Consider the following 21713-nt stretch of genomic DNA (forward strand, 5'->3'; position numbering starts at 1 on the left):
CTCAACGCCATGATGCGCGACGGCACAACTTGGAATCCCCCAAAACCATGATCCTTACCAACTCAACCCTTGACGCTCAATACAGTTGCTTTCTTTGCACAGGACCAGAGTAAGCGCTAAAGCGCTAACTCTGGTCGACGGCAAAGAAAGTGACTGCCGCCCCGCACAGGGGCAGTGCCAATAGACCGACACGACAACGGGATCCGGCGAAACCGAAAGCAAAAGCGAAAAGCGAAAGCAAAAACCTCAAGGCCTCACAACAACCCCAGCCCGAACCGCCGCCTGCGGCTTAACCGCCAGCGTAAGCCAAACAGCCATCAACAACGCGGCGCTCATGAAAACGTAAGAGGCAGAGGGCGATCCAGTAGCCCCATTCAAATACCCCACAAAATACGACCCGACGAACGACCCCAACGCCCCCATGCTATTGATGAGCGCCATCGCCCCCCCGGCGACATTCTTCGGCAGCAACTCCGGCACGATCGCAAAGAACGGCCCATAGGGCGCATACATCGCAGCCCCTGCGATCACGAGCAACGCATAAGAAGCCCAGAAGTTCGTCGACCCGAGAAGGTAGGAACCTGCAAACGCCACCGCGCCGATCAGCAGAAACGGCCACACAAAAGCCTTGCGTGCCTGAAGCTTGTCTGAGGCCCACGAAGCCAGCAGCATCGCGATGGTCGCCGCAAGATACGGCACCGCCGACAGCCAGCCCGTCTCGACCATCCCGAGCGTCGATCCGCTCTTGAGAATCGAAGGCAGCCACAGCACGAACCCATACACGCCGATGCTCCAGCAGAAATACTGCGCACACAGCTTGATCACCGCCGGCGACTTGAACGCCTCGCGATAGTTCTTCACCGGCTTGATCGCGGCCTGCTCGGCGCGCAAGGTCGCATCGAGATCGTTCTTTTCCTGATCCGTGAGCCAGCTCACCTGTGCGGGCTTGTCCTTCACGATGAACCACCAGATCACCGCCCACACCACCGCCGGCAAACCTTCCGCGATGAACATGTGGCGCCAGCCGAACGAGTTCACGAGATAACCGGATACGACCGACATCCACAGCACCGTCACCGGATTGCCGAGAATCAGAAACGTATTCGCACGCGAGCGCTCCGACTTCGTGAACCAGTTCGCGATGAAGACGAGCATCGCCGGCATCACCGCAGCCTCGACGACGCCGAGCACGAAGCGGATCGCCATCAACGAAGGGATATTGCTCACCATGCCCGTGAGCGTCGCGCAGCCGCCCCACAGCACGAGACTCCAGAACACGAGCTTCTTCACGCTGCGCCGTTCGGCATAGATCGCGCCCGGAATCTGGAAGAAGAAATAGCCGAGAAAAAACAGCGCGCCGATCAGCGAGGACAGTCCCTTGCTGATGCCCAAATCCTGATTGATGCCCGCCGCCGCCGCGAAACCGTAGTTGGCGCGGTCGAGATACGCGAGGCTGTACGTGATGAAGACGATCGGCATGATCGCCCACCAGCGGCGCACGGCCAGCGTGGGATTGGAAGAACTTTGCATGGTTGTCTCCGAACGCAATTCGGTTGAGTCTCGGTTGGTGGCTTTCAAGCCAGATCGAACGCGGCTTTGGCCGTCTTGTCGTTGGAATCCTGTGCTTCGAGCAGATCGAGCGCGGCGCGCGTCGGCAGTCCTTCGCTGTCGCCGATCACCTGAATCGCCAGCGCGCCGATGCGATTGCCGCGCGCGATCGCGTGACGCACATCGCGTCCCTCGAGCAGCGCGCTCACGACGCCGACCGCGAAGCCATCGCCCGCGCCGACCGTATCGACGACCTTCTCGACCGGCACGCCCGGCACGATGCCCTGCTCGCCGTCCGCCGTGCGGAAATACGCGCCGTGCGCGCCCAGCTTGACGACGACGCCCTTCGCTCCCCGATCGAGATAAAACGCGGCGATGTCCTCGGGCTTCGCATAGCCCGTCAGCGTCAATCCTTCGGACACCCCCGGCAGCACCCAGTCGGCGAGCGCGGCGAGCGCATTGAGCGATTCGGCCATCGCCTCGCGCGACGGCCACAGCGTCGGACGCAGATTCGGATCGAACGAGATCGTCTTGCCCGCTGCCCGCATTTCGCGGGCCATGTGGAACGCAAGCTCACGCGAGGTCGCCGAGATCGCGGGCGCCACGCCCGTCAGATGCAGATGACGCGCGCCGAGCACGTAATCGGCGGCGTAGTCGTCGAGCGACAAATGGCTCGCGGCCGAACCCTTGCGGAAATACTCGACGGCCGGATCGCTGCCGTCGTCGCACTTGCCTTTGAGCTGAAAGCCCGTCGGATAACGCTCGTCGATCGTCACACGGCGCGCGTCGATGCCTTCGGATGCGAGTACGTCGAGCACATAGCGCCCGAACGAATCGTTGCCGACGCGGCTCATCCAGCCCACCTTGAAACCAAGGCGCGACAAACCGATCGCGACGTTCAGATCCGCGCCCGCGACGCGCTTCGTGAATTGACCGGCCTTCGCGAGATCGCCGGTAACGGCGGCGACGAACATCGTCATCGCTTCGCCGTAAGTGACGACGTCGAGGACTTCAGGCTTGGCTTGCATGTCGGGTTCCTTTGCAGATGAATGCTGAATGCAAAATGCGTAATTCAAAGTGGCATTCAAAATGCCGCGATTCGTGCGACCTGGCGCGCCGCGTCGGCGTCGAGCGAACCGTCCGCGCCCGGAATGAACGGATATTCGATGCCGCGCGGCACATCGCCCGGCAACTGCGCGAGCAGCGTCGCGAAACGCGCGTCGCCGTTCGCGGGCGCGGCGGCAAAACGGCGCGCGCCCTCGCCCATCACCGCCTTGCAGTGCACATACGCGACGTGCGGCGCGAGGCGCTGCGCCGCGTCGAGCGGATCCTGCTCCGCCCAGTGCCAGTTTCCGGTGTCGAAAGTCATCGCGAGGCCGCTTCGCGCGGGCAGCGCGGCGAAGAGCGCATCGAACGCGCCGATCGTGCCGCCTGCCTTCAGTTGTCCGTTTTCGACGACCACGCGCGCTTTCGACGCGGCGATCGCCGACATCAGGCGATCGAGCGTGGCCGGATCGGTCGCGACACCACGCTCCGTGCCGCCCAGTTGCAGCTTGACGATGCGCGCGTCCATCGCCGCTGCCTCGTCGATGGCGAGCCGCAGCGAATCGAGATCGAGCGCGCCGTCGTCGCGGAACAGCGTCGCGGGCGTCGAATGGACGGCCCACAATCCGTGCGCGCGAATCCGTACGCCGAGCTGCGCGAGAGCATCGGGCTGCGAATCGGCGTCATCGGCGAACAGCTCGCGGCGCACTTCGAAGCCATCCGCACCCGCGCGCGCCGCGACCGCCGCCCACGCGGCGTGGCCATCGCGACGGATCGCATCGGCGCCGAACGCGCTCGCTACGATCACGACTTCTGCGCGCTTTTCATCGATGCGGGATTTTTGATTCACTCGCTTCTCACTATGGGTTTTGGCCTCGAAATTCCTCGGTGGAACCGGTTCCATAAACGATTTTCGAAAAGGACGCCGCAGCGCCCCTGTTGAGAACGAATGGTGCGTCAGACCGCCATCGACGCGCCATAGTGGAATTCCCTAGCCGATGAGACCCGGTTCCTCGCACAACTCCAGGAAACGCGCCGCGACGCGTGACGGCGTTGCCGCGTGCGGCAGCAGAATCGAAAAACGCCGCGTGAGCGGTCGCGGCGCGATACGCACGCGACGCAACGCGCTGTCCTCGTGGCGGATCGACATCGCCGATACGAAGCCGATGCCCATGCCCGCGCGCACCGCCTCCTTCACGCCCTCGACGCCCGCGATTTCCAGCGCGACGCGCATGGGCGCATCGCAATCGGCGAACGCGCGCTCGATGATCTGCCGCACGCCCGAGCCGGGCTCGCGCAGCACGAGCGGATGCTCGCTCAACTGATCGAGCGTGGCGGCATCGCGCCCGTCGGCAAGCGGATGACCATTCGGCAGGATCGCGACGATTTCGTCCTCGCGCCATGGTGTGACGGTGGTGCCGAGCGGCAGATCGTGTCCCGGCGCGCCTTCGACGAGCGCGATATCGAGCGAGCCGAGCGCAGCGACGATATCGGCGGTATTGCCGTCGATGGTCGTCACGACGACTTCCGGAAAGCGCTTGTGAAACGCAGCGATCAGATACGGCAGCAAATAACTCGCGGGCGTCGTGCTCGCGCCGATGCGCAGCGTGCCGCGCTCCAGCCCGCGCAATGCGTCGCGCAGCGCGTGCGCCGCGCGAAATGTCTCGCGCAGGCGTTCCGCATGGCCGAGCAACTGCTCGCCGGCTGCGGTCAGGCGCACGCCGCGGCCATCACGCTGATAAAGCGGCTCGCCGAATTCCTCCTGGAGCAGGCGCAACTGCCCCGACACGGCGGGCTGCGACAAATGCAAGGCCACCGCCGCCCGGCTGATGTTGCCGTGCTCTGCGACCGTTGCGAACGTTATCAGTTGTTCCGGGGTCATCTGTGCAAAATATAAGTTGGTCCGATACTTGCCATTCTAAATCACGATTTTTCATATTCATATATCGAGAATAGGATTAGCCCATCGAGTCATCATCGTCAAACGGGTTCATCCATGTCCACGGTTCAGTCCGCCCAAACGCTCGCGCCGGCCGCATCATCCAGACGCGGGCAACTCAACGGCATTCTCTTCGTCGCCTTGTTCGCCGCCGCCGTCACGCGCCTCGCTTCGCTGCCCGCTATCGCCGGGCTCGGCATCAGCCCGCTGATCGTCGGCATCGTCGCGGGCGCGATCTACGGCAATGCGCTGCGTCACGGCATGCCGGAAAGCTGGGCGGCCGGCGTCAACTTCTCCGCGCGCAAGCTGCTGCGCATCGCGGTCGCGTTCTTCGGGCTGCGCATCAGCCTTCAGGAAATCGCGCAAGTCGGCGTGTCGGGTTTCACGGTGTCGGTGCTGGTCGTGGTCAGCACGCTCGTCATCGGTACGTGGGCCGGCATGAAGCTGATGAAGCTCGATCGCGATACCGCACTCCTCACGGCAGCCGGCAGCGCGATTTGCGGCGCGGCCGCGGTGCTCGCGTTCGAATCGACGTTGCAATCGAAGCCGCACAAGAGCGCGATGGCGGTGGGCAGCGTCGTGCTGTTCGGCACGCTCTCGATGTTCCTCTACCCGCTCGCGTTGAACGCCGGCTGGCTGCATCTCGATACGCTCGGCGCGGGCCTCTTTTTCGGCGGCACGATTCACGAAGTGGCGCAGGTCGTCGGTGCGGCGAGCAACGTCAGCCCGGAAGCGACGCATATCGCGACCATCGTCAAGATGACGCGCGTGATGCTGCTCGTGCCCGTGCTGCTCGTCATCGGTTTCTGGATCAGCCGCTCGCGCAACACGGCGGACGGCGCGGCGCAAGGCAACGGCAAGATCGCGATGCCCTGGTTCGCGCTCGGCTTTCTCGCGCTCGTCGTCGTGAATTCGCTGCACGTTCTGCCCGATGCCGCCACGAGCACGATCAACACGCTCGACACCTTCGCGCTCACGATGGCCATGACCGCGCTCGGCATGGAGACGCGCATCGCGCAGATCCGTCAGGCCGGCCCGCGTGCGCTTGCAACCGGCGCGATCCTGTATGCGTGGCTGGTCGGCGGCGGCCTCGCGATCACGCTCGGCGTCGAACGCCTCTTCGGCTGATCGATCGCCGATGCAGTGAAGTACCGAATCGCGCGAACGTCCCCGTCGCGCGATAACGCTTTAGAAGGAGCACTCATGGAACACGGCGCTCGTACCCAGAACGAGAAGCTCGATGTCAAGACCACGACGTGCTACATGTGCGCGTGCCGTTGCGGCATCCGCGTGCATCTGCGCGACGGCGAAGTCAGATACATCGACGGCAATCCGAACCATCCGCTCAATCAAGGCGTGATCTGCGCGAAAGGCGCGTCGGGCATCATGAAGCAGTATTCGCCCGCACGCCTCACGCAGCCGCTGATGCGAAAACCCGGCGCACTGCGCGGCGAAGCGCAGTTCGAGCCGGTCTCGTGGGAGCTCGCGCTCGATACGCTCGAAAAGCGTCTCGCACACCTGCGCGCCACCGATCCGAAAAAATTCGCGCTCTTCACCGGACGCGATCAGATGCAGGCGCTGACCGGCCTCTTCGCGAAGAACTTCGGCACGCCCAACTACGCGGCCCACGGCGGCTTCTGCTCGGCGAACATGGCCGCGGGCATGATCTATACGATCGGCGGCTCGTTCTGGGAATTCGGCGGCCCGGATCTCGACCGCGCGAAGCTCTTCTTCATGATTGGCACGGCGGAGGATCATCACTCGAATCCGCTCAAGATCGCGATATCGAAATTCAAGCGCGCGGGCGGACGCTTCATCGCGATCAATCCGGTCCGCACGGGCTACGCGGCCATCGCCGACGAATGGGTGCCGATCCGCCCCGGCACAGACGGCGCGCTTTTCATGGCGCTGATCCACGAACTGATCGCCGCCGACGCCTACGATCACGAATTCGTCACGCGCTATACGAACGCGGCCGAACTGCTCGATATGAACGAAGCGAGCGACACGTTCGGCCTTTTCGTGAAGGACGAAAGCGCGGCCGAATCGAATCCGCTCTTTCCGCAGAATCATCTTTGGTGGGACACGAAGACGAATCGCGCGGTCGCGCATCACGCCGACGATGCCGCGCCCGCGCTCGATGGCCGCTACACGCTCGACGACGGCACGAGCGTCGCGCCCTCCTTCGCGTTGCTGCGCGAGCAGGTCGCAACGTGCACGCCGGAATGGGCCGCGGACATCACCGGTATTCCCGCCGCGACGATCGAACGCCTCGCCGCCGAAATGATCCAGACGAGCCGCGATCACAAGATCACGCTGCCGATTCAATGGACCGATTGTTGGGGCAGGAAGCACGACACCGTGACGGGCAACCCGATCGCCTTTCACGCGATGCGCGGTCTCGCCGCGCACTCGAACGGCTTCCAGTCGATCCGCGCGCTCGCCGTGCTGATGTCGCTGCTCGGCACGATCGACCGTCCGGGCGGCTTCCGTCACAAGTCGCCGTTTCCGCGCGCGGTGCCGCCATCGGCGAAACCGCCGAATCACCCCGATCAGGTGAAGCCGAACACGCCGCTCGCGAGCGGGCCGCTCGGCTGGCCCGCCGCGCCGGAGGACCTCTTCATCCACGACGACGGCACGCCGGTTCGCATCGACAAGGCGTTCTCGTGGGAATATCCGCTCGCGGTGCACGGCGTGATGCACAGCGTCATCACGAACGCATGGCGCGGCGATCCGTACCCCATCGACACGCTGATGATCTTCATGGCCAACATGGCATGGAACTCGTCGATGAACACGATGGAAGTGCGCAACATGCTCGCCGACAAGCACGACAACGGCGAATACAAAATTCCGTTCATCGTCGTGTGCGATGCGTTCCAGTCGGAGATGACCGCATTCGCCGATCTCATCCTGCCCGACACGACCTACCTCGAACGACACGACGCAATGTCGATGCTGGACCGCCCGATCTCCGAGTTCGACGGTCCCGTCGATTCGGTGCGCGTGCCGGTCGTGCCGCGCACCGGCGATTGCCGTCCGTTCCAGGAAGTGCTCGTCGAGCTCGGCAGCCGCCTGAAGCTGCCCGCGTTCACGACTCCCGAAGGCACGCGCAAGTATCGCGACTATCCGGATTTCATCGTCAATCATCAGACGGCGCCGGGGTCGGGCGTGGGCTTTCTGATCGGCTGGCGCGGCAAGGACGGCAAGGACGCGCTCGTCGGCGAGCCGAATCCGAATCAATGGGAAGAGTACGCAAACCACGATTGCGTCTACCACTACACGCTGGCCCAAGAGCTGCAATACATGCGCGGCCAGAACGGGCCGTACCTGCAATTCGCCGTCGATAAAGGTTTTCGCAAGTTCAACGAGCCGATCCTGATCCAGCTCTATTCCGACGTGATGCAGAAGTTCCGCCTCGCCGCGCAGGGTCGCACGAAAGGCCGGCAGCCGCCGGAACACTTGCGCGCGCGCATCGAGGAATATTTCGATCCGCTGCCCTTTTGGTACGCGCCGCTGGAACTCGATACGACCGATCTCGCGCAGTATCCGCTCGCGGCCGTCACGCAGCGCCCGATGGCGATGTATCACTCGTGGGACTCGCAGAACGCGTGGCTGCGGCAGATTCACGGCGAGAACCTGTTGTACATGAATCCGCGCATGGCGAAGGCGAACGGCATCGAGGACGGCGGCTGGATTTACGTCGAATCGCAATGGGGCAAGGTGCGCTGCATGGCGCGCTATAGCGAAGCCGTCGAGCCCGGAACGGTGTGGACGTGGAACGCGATCGGCAAGGCATCGGGCGCGTGGAGCCTCGGTCCCGACGCGAACGAATCGCAGCGGGGCTTTTTGCTCAATCACCTCATCACGGATGAGCTTCCTGCGTCCGCGCGCGAAGGCCTGCGCTTTTCGAACTCCGATCCGATCACCGGACAAGCCGCGTGGTACGACGTGCGCGTGCGCGTCTATCCCGCCGAAAGCGATGCCGATCACACGCTGCCGCAATTCGCGCCGATGCGTCCATCGCCCGGCATGACGGGATCGGTTCAACGCGTCGTGCAGACGTACTTCGCCGGACGCGGCGAGTTCGCGGCGCGCTTGCGCAACGCCATCAAGCGCGACGTAAAAAACTGAAGGAGACCGGCATGACTCAAATGGCCCTGGTGATCGATCTGAACGTCTGCGTCGGCTGCCACGCCTGCGTGACGAGCTGCAAGGAATGGAACACGTCCGGCGAAGCTGGCAGTCTCGCGGATCAGCGCCCGTACGACGCCGATCCGTCCGGCACCTTCTTCAACCGCGTGCAGACGTATGAAGCCGGCGAATTTCCGCTCGCCGATACGATCCACTTTCCGAAGTCGTGCCTGCACTGCGAGGATCCGCCGTGCGTGCCCGTCTGTCCGACCGGCGCGAGCTACAAGCGCAAGGAAGACGGACTCGTGCTCGTGGACTTCGACAAGTGCATCGGCTGCAAGTACTGCGCGTGGGCGTGTCCGTACGGCGCGCGCGAGCTCGACGAAGCGCGCAAGGAGATGACGAAGTGCACGCTGTGCGCCGATCGCATCTACAACGAGGCGCTGCCCGAACGCGATCGCAAGCCGGCGTGCGTGCTCGCGTGTCCGACGTCGGCGCGGCTCTTCGGCGATATCCACGATCCCGAGTCGGTCGTGTCGAAGGCGATCGAGGAGCGCGGCGGCTATCAGTTGATGCCCGAATGGGACACGAAGCCCGCGAATCATTATTTGCCGCGTCGTCCCGTGAATGCGTGCAGCAGCGGCGGCGGCTCGTGCGGCTGTCAGTCTCAAGACGCCGAAGCGCCGGACGCACCCGGAGCGCACGGCGAACTCAATCTCGCGTCGATGGCCGTGCGCGTCTGACTTTCATCGGAGCTCGAACATGAAACCCGCGTTTTCCGTCGTGTTTCTCACGACATTGAGCGGCGCCGCGCAAGGCTTGCTGATTGCGCTCGTCGGTGCCGAAGCGTGCGCGAAGCTCGGTCTGATCGACGCGCCTTCGCAACTGTTCTTCATCCTCGGCGCGGCGTTGTCGGTCGTGCTCGGCGGGCTGGGCCTCGTCGCATCGTTTTTCCATCTCGGGCATCCCGAGCGGGCGTGGCGCGCCATCGCGATGTGGCGTACGTCGTGGCTGTCGCGCGAATGCCTGTGCCTGCCCGCGTTCCTCGGATGCGCCGCGTTGTACGGCTTCGCGCACTGGCTCGGCGCGCCGTGGTCGCTTGCCGTCGGCGTGATCGGCGTGATCGCGTCGGCGGCGCTTTTCGTCTGTACCGCGATGATCTACGCATGCCTGCGCTTCCTGCAGGAATGGGCGACGCCGCTCACGATGGTCAACTTCGTGCTGCTCGGCTGCGCATCGGGATTCACGCTGGCGACCGCGTGCGCCGCGTGGCTCGCGCCGTCACTGGCGGCGGGTCTCGCCGCTTGTGCGTGCACGTTGACGCTCGCGGGCTGCGCGACGCGCGTCGCCGCGCTCAAGCGCAATGCGAAGCTGCGGCCAAAATCGACCGTGCAGAGCGCGACCGGCATCAAGGGGCCGAACGTCGTGCAGAAGTCGCGGGGCTTCACGGCGGGCGCGTTCAATCTGCGCGAGTTCTTTCACGGACGCTCGGCGCAGGCGATCGCGCGCATCAAGTGGACGTTTCTCGTCGGCGCGTTCGCCGTGCCCTTCGTGCTGATGCTGCTCGGGATCGGTGCGCAATCGGTCGCGCTCTTCTGCCTCGCGTGCGTCACGCAGTATCTCGGGCTCGTCGCCGAGCGATGGTTCTTCTTCGCCGAAGCGCGCCATCCGCAGAACATTTACTACGCGCGCGCCTCGTAGTGCGCGAGGCGCGCACCAAGGTCATGCCGCGAGCTTGAGCGCCTGCTCGAAATCGGCGATCAGATCGTCGATATCTTCGATGCCCGCCGAAAGCCGCAGCATGCCGTCGGAAATGCCCATCGACTTGCGCACTTCGGGGCCGGCTTCGAAGAAGATCGTCGGCGCAACGGGAATGATGAGCGTGCGCGTGTCGCCGAGGCCCGTCGCCTTGACCGGCAACTGCAGCGCGTTGACGACATCGATCATGCGGTCTGCGCGGCGCAACTCGAACGACAGCAGCCACGACGCACCCTTGAACAGCGCCTGAGCGATCTCGCATTGCGGATGACTCTTCAATCCCGGATAAAACACGCGCCCGATGGCCTCGTGCTTCTCCAGATACTGGGCGAGCGCGAGCGCGTTCTCGCTGCACTTCGCGACGCGCAGGGCGAGCGTTTCCGCGCCCATCGCGATGGAATGCGCCTGCTCAGACGACAGCGACGCGCCCATGTCGCGCAGCCCTTTCTTGCGGACTTGCAGCAAGCCCTGCTCTTTGGACGGCGACTTGCGGTAATCATCGGCGATGTTCGGATAGGCGCTCCAGTCGAAGAGACCCGTGTCCGTCACCGCACCGCCGAGCGCCGCGCCATGACCCGCGATGGTCTTCGTCAGCGAATTGACGACGAGGCTCGCGCCGACCGCCTTGGGCCGGAACAGCGCCGGCGACGTGATCGTGTTGTCGACGACATACGCGAGGCCGCGCTCGCGGCACAACGCGCCGATGCCTTCGAGATCGGGAATCTGCGTGCCGGGGTTAGCGATGGTCTCGACGAACACCATGCGCGTATTCGGCTTGATCGCGTTCGCGACGTTCTCGGCGGAAGTTGCATCGACCATCGTCACTTCGATGCCGAGCGTGCGCAGCGTGCCGAACAGGCTGTTGGTGTTGCCGAAGACGTAGCGGCTCGATACGAGATGATCGCCCGCGCGCAGCAAGGTCAGGAAAATGGCGGTGATTCCCGCCATGCCGGTGCTGAAGCAGATCGAGCCGATGCCGTCTTCGAGGCTCGTGATCTTGCGTTCGAGCGCGGCGGTGGTCGGCGTGCCCTGACGCGCGTAGTTGAAACCGCCTTTCTTCGTGCCCTGGAAGACGCCGATCAGATCTTCCACGCGCTCGAATCCGTACTGAACCGATGTGTGGATCGGCTGGCGCACGCCGCCGTGCTCGCCGCCCGCGTTTCTGTCGCCGTGAACGATGCCTGTGGTGAAGCCTTGCTTGTTCATCTCTTCTCCGCTACTCGAAAACGCAAAACATCGATTTTGCACGATTCGCGACGAGTCATGGCATCGCCGCGCGACGGGAACGCGTGTTGCTCGTCCGCCTCTTCGTTCGCGCGCTTCCCGCCGAACGTCAAAAACGCGCACACTCACGCTTCGCCGCCGATGCGGCATGCCCCGACGAGGAGCCCTTTCTCATGGCTTACGAACTCTACTATTGGGACGGATTGCAGGGCCGAGGCGAATTCGTCCGGCTCGCGCTCGAAGATGCGGGCGCCGAATATATCGACGTCGCGCGCGAATCGAAGAAAAGCGGCTACGGCATGGACGCGATGATGAAAGTCCTGAACAGCAAGACTGAGCCGCATATTCCGTTTGCGCCGCCGTTTCTCAGGGACGGCGAGCTGATCGTCCCGCACGTCGCGAACATTCTTCTTTATCTCGGGCCGAAGCTGAACCTCGCGCCGAAGGACGAGGGCCTGCGCTACGTCGCGCACGGCCTGCAACTGACGATCGCCGATTTCGTCGCCGAAGTGCACGACACGCATCATCCGCTCGCGACCGAACTCTATTATGAAGATCAAAAGGACGCGGCGAAAATCCGCACGCAGAATTTTCTGGACAAGCGCGGGCCGAAGTTCATGAAGTACTTCGAGCGCGTGCTTGCGCAGAACCCGCACGGCGATACGCAGATGATCGGCGATACGGCGACTTACGTGGATCTGTCCATCTTCCAGATCGTCGATGGCCTGCATTACGCCTTTCCGCGCGCGATGAAGGAGTTCGGCGCGCAGTATCCGCGCGTGGCCGCGATTCATGATGCGGTGCTGCAACGGCCGAACATCGCGGCTTACGTCGATTCGGAACGGCGCATCCCGTTCAACGAATCGGGCATTTTCAGGCACTATCCCGAACTCGATCAGGACGCTTGAAACCTCGACACTCACCAGGAGCCAGCATGGTAGAAACGATCCCTTCATTCGGTCTCGGCACGTTTCGCGTCGATGCCGCGAAGACCACGAACGCGGTGAAGAGCGCATTGCAGCTCGGTTATCGCCATATCGACACCGCGCAGTACTACAACAACGAAGCGGCCGTCGGTCAGGGCGTGCGCGAATCGGGCGTGGCGCGCGACGATATCTGGGTAACGACGAAAGTCTGGTGGGAACGGCTCTCGCACGACGCGCTCGTCGCGAGCCTGAAGGACAGTCACGCGAAGCTCGACATCGGCACGATCGATCTCGCGCTCGTGCACTGGCCGTCGCCCGACGGCGCGGTGCCGATCGCCGAAACGCTCGCGGCGATGCAGGAAGCGCAGAAGCTCGGGCTGATCCGCCACTACGGCGTGTCGAATTTCACCGCGCCGTTGCTCGAAGAAGCGCTGAAGGTGCCGGGCGGCGACGCGATCGTCACGAACCAGATTGAAGTGAGCCCGTTTCTCGCGAACCGCGCGCTCGTCGATGCGACGCAAAAGCTCGGCGTGAAAGTGACCGCGTACATGCCGCTCGGCGAAGGGCGCGCGCATACGGACGCGACGCTCAAGGCGATCGCCGGGAAGCATGGCGCGACGCCCGCGCAGGTGACGTTCGCGTGGCTGCTTTCGCGCGATATCGTGGTGCTGTCGGCATCGACGAATCCGGAGCATCAGAAAGCCAACTGGGACGCGCAGAAACTGAAGCTCGACGCCGACGACATCGCGAAAATCGATGCGCTCGACGAAGGCAAGCGCAATGCGAATCCGCCGTTCGCGCCGAAGTGGTGACGCGCGATTGCTCCGACGAAGCCCGGCCAGGCGTGTGCCGGGCTTTTTTTCGACTCTGACGAACGCGTTTCGACGTCCGCAGCGCCGCCCTGCAATGCTATCCTTGCGAGTCCCTTATTCCATTTGCTTCTAAGCATTCCACGATTTCGCAAAAGTGCTCTCCTTTCTGCTCAAGCTCCGTACACGGGCCCAACGGCTTTTCCGTCTGTCGGACTCGCATACGATGCTCGTCTGGGCGGTGGTCGTCGGCGTGGCCGGTGCTTTCGCCACCTCCGTCTTTCGCGAAGGCATTGAGATCCTTCAGCGGCTCCTCGGCAATCATTCGGAAGGTCTCGTCGCGCTCGCGCAAAGCCTGCCCTGGCCCGTGCGCGTGCTGTTGCCCGCCGTGGGCGGTCTCATCGCGGGCGTCTGCCTGCTGATCGCCCGCAAGCGCGCGAGCAAGAATGCGAGCACGGACTACATGGAAGCCGTCACCATCGGCGATGGCGTCGTGCCCGTCTGGCAAAGCGTATGGCGCAGTTTGTCGTCGCTCATCACGATTTCGAGCGGCGGCTCGATCGGTCGCGAAGGGTCGATGGTGCAACTCGCCGCCCTGGTGTCGTCGCTGATCGGGCGCTGGGTGCACTTCGATCCGCCGCGCCTGCGTCTGCTCGTCGCGTGCGGCGCGGCGGCCGGAATCACGTCGGCGTACAACGCGCCTATCGCCGGCGCGTTCTTCGTCACCGAACTCGTGCTCGGCTCGATGGCGATGGAAAGCTTCGGCCCGATCGTCGTCTCGTCGGTCGTCGCCAACATCACGATGCGCGAGTTCGCCGGCTACAGGCCGCCGTACGAGATGCCGGTGTTCCCGACCGTCACCGGCATCGAAGTGCTGCTCTTCGTCGTGCTCGGACTGCTCTGCGGCACGCTCGCGCCGCACTTCCTGCGGCTGCTCGCCGAATCGAAAAAACGCTTCTCGACCTTGCCCCTGCCCTTGCCCGTGCGCCTCGCGCTGGGCGGGCTGATCGTCGGCGTGATATCGATCTGGTGGCCCGAAGTCTGGGGCAACGGTTACGAAGTCGTGAACTCGCTGCTGCACGAACCGTGGACGTGGACCGCGCTGCTCACCGTGCTCGTCTTCAAGATCATCGCGACGGCGGCCACCGCCGGTTCGGGCGCGGTCGGCGGCATCTTCACGCCGACGCTCTTCGTCGGCGCGGTGCTCGGCTGTCTTTACGGCATCGGCGTGCATTCGATCTGGCCGGACTCCACGTCCGCGCCCTTCGCCTACGCGATGGTCGGCATGGGCGCGTTTCTCGCCGCGGCCACGCACGCGCCGCTCATGGCCATCCTGATGATCTTCGAGATGACGCTGTCGTATCAGGTCATGCTGCCGCTAATGGTTTCGTGCGTGATCGCGTACTTCATCGCGCGCACGTCCGAGCAGACGTCGATGTACGAAGTCACGCTGCGGCGCACGCGTGAAGAGAAAGAGCGCCTGCGTCTCGCCGCGACGCAGATGCGCGAGCTCGTCAAGCCCGCCGATACCGTCGTGCCGCTGTCCGCGAACATCAAGGACATGACGCGCGTGTTCCTCGAATATCCGGTGAAGTATCTGTACGTCGTCGATGACGCCGGGCGCTTTCAGGGCGTGGTGGCGCTGAAGAACATCACGTCGGATCTGCTCGACGACAAGACCTGCGCATCCAAAACCGCCGCGGATTATCTTCAGCCGGAATTCGACGTGCTCACGCCCGACATGTCGCTCGGCGAAGCACTGCAGCACTTCCTCGCGTTCCAGGGCGAACGCCTGCCGGTCATCGAAAAAAAGACGCAGCCGTTGCTGCTCGGCGTCGTGTACAAAACCTCGCTTCTGGACGCATACTTCCGTCTGAACCCGACGTCGCGCTGAAACTGCGCAGCCGTGCAATTTCGCGGCGCGTCACGCTTCGCGTGCGCGCGTTTCGCGCGGGTCGGATCGACTTCACAATTCACTCGAAGTATGTCTGCGCGACGCCCACTCGTCGCGCCCGTGTGCGCGGCGCTGTCATGGTCCGAGCGCACGGCGGGTGGCGGAAATATCCATCGGCATAGGCTTTGCTTGGTCTTTTCTGCTGCCTACGTGAGGAGGGGTTGCCCGATGAAGACCTCAACGTTGTTGTCGATGGCTCTGGTTTCCGTCTCGTGCTATGCCGCGCCGCTGCACACGAGTTCGACCGACGAATCCACCGCCGCCATTGCCGCGACGCGCGCCGCGCTGCGCGTGAACGCCGCGCCCGTATCGCCGCCCGCGCCCGAAGTCGCGGCGCAGGATCTCGATCACGCGCGCTGGCGTCATGTGCCGCTGCCGAAATCGCGCACGCCGAGTCACGGCATGGCGAGCCAGACGATTCAGGTCCAGACCTGACGCGCCTCCTCATTCACTGACTCGACACCGGACCTCGGAATGACCGACACGCACGCAAAACACGCCTTGAACGACGAGCCGATCGACAACGAGATCGCCCAGGTATTACGTCTCGTGAAGTACCCCGCCAACAAGGACGCGATCGTCGATGCGGCGCGCGAGGCGGGCGTATCCAACGACGTCATCACCGTGTTCGACGGCCTGCCCGAGCAGGACTACACGGACGCGAATTCGGTCGAACAACTGCTGGGCAGCAACGGCGGTCCCGGCATTTCGGTCTGAGCCTGCCGCGCGGCACGATCGCGATGCACGCGCTCGCCCGTCTTCGATCAGGTCGTACAAATCTTTATTCATCAAAGACTTAACGCGTCTACGCGAGGCTTTTCAACACTGCTGTCCACAGAAATTGTGGATAAGTCGGGCATCGCATCGGTGTCGCGCGCGCGCGCGAAAAAGTGGCGCGATGCGCGTCGCGCGGGGATTTCAGCGCGAAATCAAGAAACTAGATGAGTCGCCAAGCGGTTTTCCACAGCCCTTTCCCCGTGCGCTGGGGATAAGTTATGCAAAGCCCGATACGCATTGATGCAACCTGAAGCGCGCATGACTTTTCCTTCGGCATCAGTCATTTAGCAGACTTTTAGGCGCGTTTTCAACAGGGTGCTCCCCAATTGATGGGGACAACATGTCCGCGCGCTGATGGGGAAAATTTATGTCCGCTTTGCTTTGTAATACAAAGTAAGCGGGTGGCATAATCCCGCCACTCGGGATTTGCAAATCTTCGTCCTCATGCGCAGTCGCTTCCATCAACGAACGGGTTCACTGCTGGCATTGCTCGCAATGCTGCTGATCACGTTCGCGCCGATGGTCTCGCAACTGATCGCCGCCAGCGCGCATGCCGACGAACTCAGCGCCGAGCTCTGTTCGGCGCATGCGTCGACAGTCGAGCGTTCGGGCGGTCATCATTCGACGCATTCGACAGACACGCTCGCGCATCTCGACGACCAGGCTTGCGGCTACTGTCACTTCTTCGCGCACGCGCCCGCCATCTCCGCTGCACGCGCCCCCGCAGCGCTCGACGTTCCTGCACGCCGCAGCGTCGCGGTCGCGCGGATTCGCATCGAGCGTCCCGCGCCTCCTTTCACCACTGCGCAGCCTCGCGCCCCTCCGGTTCTCGTCTGATTTCGTCCTAACGGATCGATGCCTTTCGCGGCATCGAACGGCGCCGCGCGTCCATCGCGTCGCGCCGCGCTCATTCATCACGAATTCGAAGAAGAACCATGCTCACTTTCAGCAAGGGGCGGCGTCGTGCCGTCCGCACACGCAGAAGCGAGGACGCTGCCATGAAGCGACTCGCCCGACAACGCGCCCTCATGACGGGGCTCACCGCGCTCGCCGCGACCCGCGCATTCGCGCAGGCCGAACCCGCGACGCTTCCCGCCGTCATCGTTCAAGGACAGGCGCAACATTCGCTGACATCGCAAAACGTCGCCGATCAGAAGCGCACGCTCGACGCGACGGTCGGCTCGGTCGGCTTCGTCGATAGCGCCGATTACCAGAACACCTACGCCTTCACGTTGCGCGACGTCCTCAAGAACGTGCCCGGCGTGTTCGTGCAGAACCGCTACGGCCAGGAGTTGCGCCTCTCGATTCGCGGCTCGGGCCTCGCGCGCGGCTATCACACGCGCGGGCTGGAGATACTGCAGGACGGCATCCCGACCAATCTCGCCGATGGCAGCGGCGACTACTATCAGATCGACCCGCTCGCGCTGCAATCCGTCGATGTCTACAAGGGCGGCAACGGCCTCGCGTACGGCTCGTCGATGATGGGCGGCGCGATCGATTTCGTCACGCCTTCCGCCTACACCGCCGATGCGCCGAACATCGTGCGGCTCGAAGGCGGCAGCTTCGGCACGATCCGGGGCAGCGCGCAGTTTTCGCGCGTGATGGGTCCGCTGGATTTCATCGGCACGTTCTCGGTGAATCATGCGGACGGTTATCGCGATCACGAGCGCGGCCAGTACGAGCAGTTCAACGCGAATGTCGGCTATCGCTTCTCGCCGGATGTGGAGACGCGCTTCTATCTCGGCGCGTATGTCGTCGATCAGCAGCTTCCCGGCACGCTCTCGCTTTCCGACGCGCTCAACAATCCGACGAAGGCATCCGCGAGCGCGCTGGCGGGCGATCAGGCGCGCGATACGCGCACCGAGCGCATCGCCAACAAGACGACCGTCAAGCTCGATGTCGGGCAGCTCGATATCGTCACATGGGCAATCCACAAGAGTCTGTATCACCCGATCTTCCAGGTCATCGATCAGGACGGCTGGACCTACGGCATCGCGCCGCGCTATACCGCGACGTTCAACGTGAGCGGGATGCGCAACGATGTCATCGCGGGCGCGCGTTTCTTCGGCGGCAACACGCAGGCGCGGCAGTACGTGAACGTGTCGGGCAACGAAGGCGCGCAAACGCTCGATTCGACGCAAAGCGCCTACAACTACGAGGCGTACGTCGAAGACCGTCTGTTCTTCCTGCCGACCGTCGCGCTGATGGCCGGCTTCAAGGCGTTGCGCGACGTGCGCAAGTATGTCGATCACGGCGGGCTCGCGGCCGATCCGAACTACAAGTCGGCTAGCGAGACCTTCAGCGGCGTGAATCCGAAGCTCGGTTTGATGTGGCAGCCGAATCGCGACATCCAGGCGTATGTGGACATTACGCGCAGCCAGGACGTGCCGGATTTCGGCGATCTCACGCAGACCTTTTCGAGCACGACGCAATTCACGCCGCTCACGTCGCAGCATGCGTGGACGCTCGAGCTCGGCACGCGCGGCACGCGCGATCGCGTGAGCTGGGACGTCACCGCGTATCGCTCGCTCGTGCGCGACCAGTTGCTTCAGTACACGACGAATCCCGACATACCGGCATCGACGTTCAATGCGAACAAGACGGTGCTGCAGGGCATCGAAGCCGGCGTATCGGTCGATGTGTGGCGCGACGTCACGCACGCGGGCGCGGGCGACAGGATCACGCTGTCGGGCTTGTGGAACCTGAGCGATTTCCGCTTCAAGGACGATCCGCAGTACGGCAACAACCGCATCGCGGGCGTGCCGGTGAACGTGTTGCGCGCCGTGCTCGGCTATGCGCGGCCGAACGGCTTTCACATTTCCGCATCCGTCGACTGGGTGCCGGCGGGCGCGTGGGCCGACGACGCCAACACGTTGCGCGTGCCGGGCTATACGCTCATCGGCGTGCAGGCGGGGATGGATTTTCGCAACGGCCTCTCGGTGTTTCTCGACGCGCGCAATCTGACCAACAAGCGCTACGTGAGCGACATCAGCACGATCGCGGATGCGCGCACCGCGTCGTCGACCGCGATCTTCTATCCGGGCGAAGGCCGCAGCATCTTCGCGGGCGTGCGCTACGCGTTCTGAGCGCGCGGCGGCGACTTAGCTGCCGCGATACTGCGCGGCGCTGGCGGGCGCCGGCGCCGCCGGCTTCTTCGCGTCCTTGTCCCTGGACTTGGCCACGCCGGTCGCCGCCGCATCCGACGACATGTACGCCGGCGCCGCCTTCGCCTTCTGCTTCTGCCCTGCGGGCGGCGCGGTCGGCGCTTTGCCGATATCGGCGAGCATCTGCTGGCAAGGCAGCGGCTTGTTGTTGCTCGGCGCGATGAGCGGAATCAGCGCCGCGAACGGATTGATGAGACCGAGACCCACGGCGGCCGCGCCGCGCAGCGCGAGCACCGGACTCACGCCGACGTGCGGATCCTTGAACGTGCCCTTCACGTACAGCGGCGAGCGCAGGGAGAAAATGCGCAGGCCCTTCGTGTGCGGATGGATGCCGAGATCCATGTCCTCGGTCTTCAGATTGATCGTGCCGTCGACATTGATGACGGCATCGTCGGTATCGAGCGCGAACACGCGCGAATCGAGCACGCCGTCGGTCACGACGAAATCCGCCGCCGCGCAGTTGATGTTCACGTCGCGCTTGCCGAAGAGCTTCTCGTAGACCACGTTCGCCACGTTCAGCCCCGCCGCTTCCATATACAGACGGCTCACGGTGCCTTCCGTGATGAGCGCCTTCACCTCGCCGTTCGATGTCGCCGCGAGCGCCGCGGGCGAATTGCCGGTCGCGGAAAGCGCGGCGTCGCCGTTGACCTCGCCGAGCGCGGATTGCATCGTCTTCACGGTCGGGAACAGCTGCTTGAGCTTCAGATGCCGCGCCTGCGCGGACACGCGGCCCTTGAGCGGCGCGGCGCTGCCGTCGAGATGAATGTTCGAAGCGAGCGAGCCGCCCGCCACGCCGAACTTGAGCGGCTCGAACGACAGCACGCCGTCGTTCATGATGACGTGCGTGTACAGATCGGTGATCGGCAGATCAGGATCCTTGATGATGCGCTGGCCGGTGAACTTGACGTCGGCATCGATGGCCTTCCAGCGATCGGTCTTGAACTCTTCGGTCGGCAGCGCCTTCGACGACGGCTGCTTCTCCGTCTCGCCGCGCTTCGCCTTGCTCGCGTTCGAATCGGCACCGATGATCGGCGCGAGATCCTTGAACTGCAGCAGATGCGACACGAGCTCGCCCTTCAGGAGCGGACGCGGCTTCTTGCCCGCATAGACGAGCGAACCGTTGATATCGCTGCCGCCGACGCGCCCGGTGAAGTTCTCGTAGTGGAACACGTTGCCGTCCTCGCGGAACTGGCCGGTCAGACGCCCTTCGGTCGCGAACGGCGGCGTTTCGGGCAAGGTCACGCCCGTGAACGGATACAGATGCGCCATGCTCACCGCCTGAACCCACAGGCGCAGATCGAGCGCGGCCAGATGCGCCGGATCGGTCACGGTGCCGACGAACGCGATATGCGTGTCGCCGAGGCGCACGTCGGCCTGAACCGGGAACGGGCGCTTCGCGTCCTGCACGGCGAGCACGCCGCCGAGCTTGCCTTCGCCCGAAACCTTGCCGTTGTTGTACGTGCCCTTCACGGTCCAGCCGAATGCGTACGGCGGAATCGGCGGTTTCGGGCCTTCCTTGGTCGTGATGCTGGTATTGGCCGACGTGCTCGCCGGATTCGGCGCCGATGCGTTCGCCGCAGCCGCCGCCGATGCAGCCGACGCCGCCGAGGCTTCCGAGGCCGCGGCCGCATCCGCTTGTTTGTTGAGCTTCGCCGCGCCGCTCTTGCCGACCATTTCCGCCGACGACTTCGCCGACGCCGCTTCCTGCTGCTTCATCACCTCGCCGATCGGCACGGCCTGGCCGAGCGTATCGATGACGACCTGCATCTCGGCCTTCGTGACTTCATCGTGGATATCGACGGTGCCCTTCGCGAGTGAAATATCGCCGAGCTTGAGATTCCAGGTCGACGGCTCGGTCGATTGCTTGAACTTGAACGTCCAGTTATTGCGATTGTCCTTGAGCCGCTCGACATCGATCGACGGATTCACGAGATTGATCGTCGGAATCACGATGTCGTGCGCGAGCAGCGGCAGCACTTCGACCTGGAAGTCGATTTCATCGAGCGTGGCGAAGTGCTGCTGGCGCGCCCAGTCCGGATTCGCGATCGTGATTTTTTCAGCGGAGAAGCGCGGCCACGGCACCCAGCGTTTCCAGCCCGTCTCGTTCGGCGGACGCTGCCAGCCGACTTTCAGATCGCCGGTGATTTCGAAGCGGCGGCCGATTGCTTCCGATACCTTGTCGTCCACCCAGGGCCGCAGCCGGTTCCAGTCGAACGTCAGAAAAATGACCACCAGTATTGCGATCAGAACCGCCAGAACGGCAAAAATCCATGCGACGATCCTTCCGATTTTTTTTCCGGTCGTTCGGGCCTGCGCCATGACGGCTCCATCCTTTTTTGCTGATTATGATTGCGGCAGCACATCGTGTGCCCGCGGCTTATGCGTCCGCTGAATGCCGAATGTCCGTAAGATGCTCATCCAGAGAACGACACACAC

General features: G+C 63.7%; 17 protein-coding genes. 11 read left to right on the forward strand and 6 right to left on the reverse strand.

Features of this window, described 5'->3' with window-relative positions:
* Nucleotides 1-246: 246 nt before the first annotated feature.
* The 4 genes from QCE49_RS07065 to QCE49_RS07080 all read right to left on the reverse strand — a co-directional run bounded on the left by QCE49_RS07065 (nucleotide 247) and on the right by QCE49_RS07080 (nucleotide 4474).
* Complete coding sequence (locus tag QCE49_RS07065; RefSeq protein WP_008349482.1) at nucleotides 247-1530, reverse strand: MFS transporter; 1284 nt, start codon at nucleotides 1528-1530, stop codon at nucleotides 247-249.
* 44 nt (nucleotides 1531-1574) lie between these two features.
* On the reverse strand, nucleotides 1575-2576 hold the full coding sequence (locus QCE49_RS07070; protein WP_008349480.1) for a sugar kinase: 1002 nt from the start codon (nucleotides 2574-2576) through the stop codon (nucleotides 1575-1577).
* A gap of 56 nt (nucleotides 2577-2632) precedes the next feature.
* The gene (locus QCE49_RS07075; RefSeq protein ID WP_250460204.1) at nucleotides 2633-3442 is read right to left on the reverse strand and encodes a TIM barrel protein; all 810 of its coding nucleotides are present in this window, start codon (nucleotides 3440-3442) and stop codon (nucleotides 2633-2635) included.
* 141 nt (nucleotides 3443-3583) lie between these two features.
* Nucleotides 3584-4474 carry a LysR family transcriptional regulator gene (locus QCE49_RS07080; RefSeq protein WP_008349476.1) on the reverse strand — a complete coding sequence of 297 codons (891 nt, stop codon included), beginning with the start codon at nucleotides 4472-4474 and terminating at the stop codon, nucleotides 3584-3586.
* Between the two features lie 114 nt (nucleotides 4475-4588).
* Between QCE49_RS07080 and QCE49_RS07085 the strand changes: the two genes are divergently transcribed.
* The 4 genes from QCE49_RS07085 to QCE49_RS07100 all read left to right on the forward strand — a co-directional run bounded on the left by QCE49_RS07085 (nucleotide 4589) and on the right by QCE49_RS07100 (nucleotide 10366).
* The gene (locus tag QCE49_RS07085) at nucleotides 4589-5659 is read left to right on the forward strand and encodes a YeiH family protein (protein WP_250460208.1); all 1071 of its coding nucleotides are present in this window, start codon (nucleotides 4589-4591) and stop codon (nucleotides 5657-5659) included.
* Between the two features lie 75 nt (nucleotides 5660-5734).
* The gene (locus tag QCE49_RS07090; RefSeq protein ID WP_250460210.1) at nucleotides 5735-8665 is read left to right on the forward strand and encodes a molybdopterin oxidoreductase family protein; all 2931 of its coding nucleotides are present in this window, start codon (nucleotides 5735-5737) and stop codon (nucleotides 8663-8665) included.
* 11 nt (nucleotides 8666-8676) lie between these two features.
* The gene (locus tag QCE49_RS07095) at nucleotides 8677-9408 is read left to right on the forward strand and encodes a 4Fe-4S dicluster domain-containing protein (protein WP_175982236.1); all 732 of its coding nucleotides are present in this window, start codon (nucleotides 8677-8679) and stop codon (nucleotides 9406-9408) included.
* A 19-nt stretch (nucleotides 9409-9427) separates the two neighbouring features.
* Nucleotides 9428-10366, forward strand: coding sequence for a DmsC/YnfH family molybdoenzyme membrane anchor subunit (locus tag QCE49_RS07100; RefSeq protein WP_250460212.1), 939 nt, complete (start codon nucleotides 9428-9430; stop codon nucleotides 10364-10366).
* A gap of 21 nt (nucleotides 10367-10387) precedes the next feature.
* On the opposite strand, the gene QCE49_RS07105 is transcribed toward QCE49_RS07100, so the two are convergent.
* The gene (locus QCE49_RS07105) at nucleotides 10388-11629 is read right to left on the reverse strand and encodes a cystathionine gamma-synthase family protein (protein ID WP_309805846.1); all 1242 of its coding nucleotides are present in this window, start codon (nucleotides 11627-11629) and stop codon (nucleotides 10388-10390) included.
* A gap of 191 nt (nucleotides 11630-11820) precedes the next feature.
* Here QCE49_RS07105 and QCE49_RS07110 point away from each other — a divergent pair, with 191 nt between their 5' ends.
* The 7 genes from QCE49_RS07110 (at nucleotide 11821) to QCE49_RS07140 (ending at nucleotide 19199) form a co-directional block, all read left to right on the forward strand.
* Nucleotides 11821-12555 carry a glutathione S-transferase gene (locus tag QCE49_RS07110; RefSeq protein ID WP_250460216.1) on the forward strand — a complete coding sequence of 245 codons (735 nt, stop codon included), beginning with the start codon at nucleotides 11821-11823 and terminating at the stop codon, nucleotides 12553-12555.
* Between the two features lie 26 nt (nucleotides 12556-12581).
* On the forward strand, nucleotides 12582-13385 hold the full coding sequence (locus QCE49_RS07115) for an aldo/keto reductase (RefSeq protein ID WP_250460218.1): 804 nt from the start codon (nucleotides 12582-12584) through the stop codon (nucleotides 13383-13385).
* Between the two features lie 154 nt (nucleotides 13386-13539).
* Nucleotides 13540-15276, forward strand: coding sequence for a ClcB-like voltage-gated chloride channel protein (locus tag QCE49_RS07120; protein ID WP_008349459.1), 1737 nt, complete (start codon nucleotides 13540-13542; stop codon nucleotides 15274-15276).
* 228 nt (nucleotides 15277-15504) lie between these two features.
* Nucleotides 15505-15771 carry a hypothetical protein gene (locus QCE49_RS07125; RefSeq protein ID WP_008349457.1) on the forward strand — a complete coding sequence of 89 codons (267 nt, stop codon included), beginning with the start codon at nucleotides 15505-15507 and terminating at the stop codon, nucleotides 15769-15771.
* Nucleotides 15772-15810: 39 nt separating this feature from the next.
* Entirely contained in the window at nucleotides 15811-16053 is a 243-nt protein-coding gene (locus QCE49_RS07130; RefSeq protein ID WP_250460219.1) for a DUF2795 domain-containing protein, read from the forward strand.
* Between the two features lie 504 nt (nucleotides 16054-16557).
* Complete coding sequence (locus QCE49_RS07135) at nucleotides 16558-16950, forward strand: DUF2946 domain-containing protein (RefSeq protein ID WP_284508275.1); 393 nt, start codon at nucleotides 16558-16560, stop codon at nucleotides 16948-16950.
* Between the two features lie 161 nt (nucleotides 16951-17111).
* Complete coding sequence (locus tag QCE49_RS07140) at nucleotides 17112-19199, forward strand: TonB-dependent receptor (RefSeq protein WP_250460224.1); 2088 nt, start codon at nucleotides 17112-17114, stop codon at nucleotides 19197-19199.
* 15 nt (nucleotides 19200-19214) lie between these two features.
* Here the strand turns inward: QCE49_RS07140 and QCE49_RS07145 are convergent, their stop codons facing one another.
* Nucleotides 19215-21596 (reverse strand): AsmA family protein, encoded by a 2382-nt coding sequence (locus QCE49_RS07145; RefSeq protein WP_008349449.1) that lies wholly within the window; start codon nucleotides 21594-21596, stop codon nucleotides 19215-19217.
* Nucleotides 21597-21713 lie beyond the last annotated feature (117 nt).

This window comes from Caballeronia sp. LZ008 (assembly GCF_031451435.1).
In the GTDB taxonomy this organism is placed as follows: Bacteria; Pseudomonadota; Gammaproteobacteria; order Burkholderiales; family Burkholderiaceae; genus Caballeronia; species Caballeronia zhejiangensis.

Excerpts from the sequence above, each read along its gene's own strand:
- QCE49_RS07065 (WP_008349482.1), bottom strand. The coding sequence starts at position 1,530 with ATGCAAAGTTCTTCCAATCCCACGCTGGCCGTGCGCCGCTGGTGGGCG.
- QCE49_RS07070 (WP_008349480.1), bottom strand. The coding sequence starts at position 2,576 with ATGCAAGCCAAGCCTGAAGTCCTCGACGTCGTCACTTACGGCGAAGCG.
- QCE49_RS07080 (WP_008349476.1), bottom strand. The coding sequence starts at position 4,474 with ATGACCCCGGAACAACTGATAACGTTCGCAACGGTCGCAGAGCACGGC.
- QCE49_RS07085 (WP_250460208.1), top strand. The coding sequence starts at position 4,589 with ATGTCCACGGTTCAGTCCGCCCAAACGCTCGCGCCGGCCGCATCATCC.
- QCE49_RS07090 (WP_250460210.1), top strand. The coding sequence starts at position 5,735 with ATGGAACACGGCGCTCGTACCCAGAACGAGAAGCTCGATGTCAAGACC.
- QCE49_RS07095 (WP_175982236.1), top strand. The coding sequence starts at position 8,677 with ATGACTCAAATGGCCCTGGTGATCGATCTGAACGTCTGCGTCGGCTGC.
- QCE49_RS07100 (WP_250460212.1), top strand. The coding sequence starts at position 9,428 with ATGAAACCCGCGTTTTCCGTCGTGTTTCTCACGACATTGAGCGGCGCC.
- QCE49_RS07105 (WP_309805846.1), bottom strand. The coding sequence starts at position 11,629 with ATGAACAAGCAAGGCTTCACCACAGGCATCGTTCACGGCGACAGAAAC.
- QCE49_RS07110 (WP_250460216.1), top strand. The coding sequence starts at position 11,821 with ATGGCTTACGAACTCTACTATTGGGACGGATTGCAGGGCCGAGGCGAA.
- QCE49_RS07115 (WP_250460218.1), top strand. The coding sequence starts at position 12,582 with ATGGTAGAAACGATCCCTTCATTCGGTCTCGGCACGTTTCGCGTCGAT.
- QCE49_RS07125 (WP_008349457.1), top strand. The coding sequence starts at position 15,505 with ATGAAGACCTCAACGTTGTTGTCGATGGCTCTGGTTTCCGTCTCGTGC.
- QCE49_RS07130 (WP_250460219.1), top strand. The coding sequence starts at position 15,811 with ATGACCGACACGCACGCAAAACACGCCTTGAACGACGAGCCGATCGAC.
- QCE49_RS07135 (WP_284508275.1), top strand. The coding sequence starts at position 16,558 with ATGCGCAGTCGCTTCCATCAACGAACGGGTTCACTGCTGGCATTGCTC.
- QCE49_RS07140 (WP_250460224.1), top strand. The coding sequence starts at position 17,112 with ATGAAGCGACTCGCCCGACAACGCGCCCTCATGACGGGGCTCACCGCG.
- QCE49_RS07145 (WP_008349449.1), bottom strand. The coding sequence starts at position 21,596 with ATGGCGCAGGCCCGAACGACCGGAAAAAAAATCGGAAGGATCGTCGCA.